The sequence below is a fragment of the Blastomonas sp. genome (assembly GCF_041747255.1).
Lineage (GTDB): Bacteria > Pseudomonadota > Alphaproteobacteria > Sphingomonadales > Sphingomonadaceae > Blastomonas.
The window spans coordinates 1-1,786 of record NZ_JBGTFM010000478.1 but is presented as its reverse complement, the minus strand read 5'-3'; the positions used below and the strand labels follow the sequence as shown (position 1 = coordinate 1,786).

3 protein-coding genes and 1 pseudogene are annotated in these 1,786 nt (G+C 65.9%); all 4 read right to left on the bottom strand.

From position 1 onward, the window contains the following. The coding region (locus tag ACEW8G_RS15825) for a cation:proton antiporter (RefSeq protein ID WP_373489357.1) at positions 1–552 on the bottom strand (552 nt) is incomplete at its 3' end. 2 nt (positions 553–554) lie between these two features. Beyond that, a complete protein-coding gene (locus ACEW8G_RS15820; RefSeq protein ID WP_373489356.1) occupies positions 555–998 on the bottom strand; it encodes an iron-sulfur cluster assembly scaffold protein in 444 nt (147 codons plus the stop codon). After that, on the bottom strand, positions 995–1,537 hold the full coding sequence (locus tag ACEW8G_RS15815; protein WP_373489355.1) for a CvpA family protein: 543 nt from the start codon (positions 1,535–1,537) through the stop codon (positions 995–997). The genes ACEW8G_RS15820 and ACEW8G_RS15815 overlap by 4 nt, the downstream gene beginning before the upstream one ends. A 60-nt stretch (positions 1,538–1,597) precedes the next feature. Further along, positions 1,598–1,786: pseudogene (locus ACEW8G_RS15810) on the bottom strand (DNA repair protein RadA); the annotation flags it as partial.

Genomic DNA, 1,786 nt, shown 5'->3' with positions numbered 1-1,786 from the left:
GCCCGGCGTCTGCGGCCCGGTCTGCGGCGCGCGCGACAGCGCCGCGATGATCGTCAGCAGCGGCACAAGCGACAGGTCCTGAAACAGCAGCACCGAAAACGCGCGCTCGCCGGTCGGGGTGTTCAACCGGCCTTCGGACTGCAGCAGCGGCAACACCTGCGCGGTCGATGACAACGCCAGCGGCAGGCCAAGGCCGAGCGCCGCGCCCCAGCTTGATCCGGTGACCCAGTAGATGAACGCTGCAAGCACCAGCCCGCACAGCACCACCTGCGACGCGCCGAGCCCGAAGATATCGCGCTTGAGCTGCCACAGTCGCGCCGGGGCCAACTCAAGCCCGACCAGAAACAGCAGCAGCACGATACCGATTTCGGCAAAGCTGACGATCAGTTCGGGATCATCGACCAGTCCCAGCACCTCTGGCCCGATGATCATGCCGCCGACCAGATAACCCAGCACCGCGCCAAGCCCCAGCGACCGAAACAGCAGTACGAAGCCCAGCGCCGCCGCGAGCAGGATGGTGCCGGAAAGAAAGATGTCGCCCCCGTGCTCCATCGTCAGATCGCCTGAGTAACGGGCGATGACAGCGCCGCCAATGCCGCGCGCCACGGCAGCAGGATCGATCCGTGCCGCGCCGGATATGGCCGCGCGCTCGCCAGATGCTCGATCCCCGGCCATTCGCCAGGATCATCGCGCGCGCCGTCCAGAAACCGCTCCAGCTGGTCACGGGCAGTGGCAATCGCCTGCGCGTCTGCGCCAACAACATTCCCGGCGAGGATCGCGGTCGAAGCCTGCCCCAGCGCACAGGCGCGCGCATTGACGCCAAAGCTGGTCACGCGCCCGCGCTCATCCAGATCGATGCCGACGCGCACCACCGACCCGCAGCTTTGCGACCGCAGCTCTGCCTGATGCGCGAGGGCCTCGCCAAGCGGCCAATCGGCCAGCGACACCGCCAGCGCCAGAATCTCGCGCGTGTACAGCGGCTGCGCGGGGGCGGTCATGGCGCTGTCCTGTCGGTCTCTTGCCCCCTCACGCCCTGGCTCCCGGTATATTGCTGCTGATAATCGTACAGGTCGATCAAAGCCGTCCCGCTGGCGTTGAGCAAGGGAAATGTCCGCGCATCGCGCAGCCATTCGGGTTGGCCCTCGCCCGGCCAGATGATGTCATGGCCCATGGTCAACAGCAGATAGACCAACGTCGCCGCGATCAACCCCTTGATCGCGCCAAAGCCAAAGCCAAGCACCCGGTCAATCGGCCCAAGGATAGATTTGCGCGTCCTGCGCCCGAGCGCGTTGGCGAGCAGCTTGCCGATCAGATATACGCCAAAGTAGATGCCGATCAGCGCCAGCGCCGCCGCGCCGCTGTCATTGCCCACCGGCTCCTTCAACAGCATCGTCACCGGGGCGTGGAACAACCGCAGCGCAAAGATGCCCGCCACCCAGGCGATCAGCGACACCGCAGCCTGCACAAAACCGTTCTTGAAGCCCAGAATCGCGCCGCCACCCAGCAATGTCAGCACGATGATGTCGAATGCATTCATAGATTGAGCTTCCAGCGGCGATCGCGGCAGTGCAAACCCCTGCCAATGCCCCCATGCGAGCTAGTTACGGCCAAGCAGTTGGTCAACGAGATTTGCCATCCGCGCATAGGAAGACAGCCGGATTCCGCCGGCTTCGGCCGACACGCTCGACGGCACAAAGGCCTGCTCAAAGCCGAGCTTGGCCGCCTCGCGCAGCCGCAGGCCCGCATGCGCCACCGGGCGCAGCGCGCCCGACAGCGCGAGTTCCCC

Excerpts from the sequence above, each read along its gene's own strand:
- ACEW8G_RS15815 (WP_373489355.1), bottom strand. The coding sequence starts at position 1,537 with ATGAATGCATTCGACATCATCGTGCTGACATTGCTGGGTGGCGGCGCG.
- ACEW8G_RS15820 (WP_373489356.1), bottom strand. The coding sequence starts at position 998 with ATGACCGCCCCCGCGCAGCCGCTGTACACGCGCGAGATTCTGGCGCTG.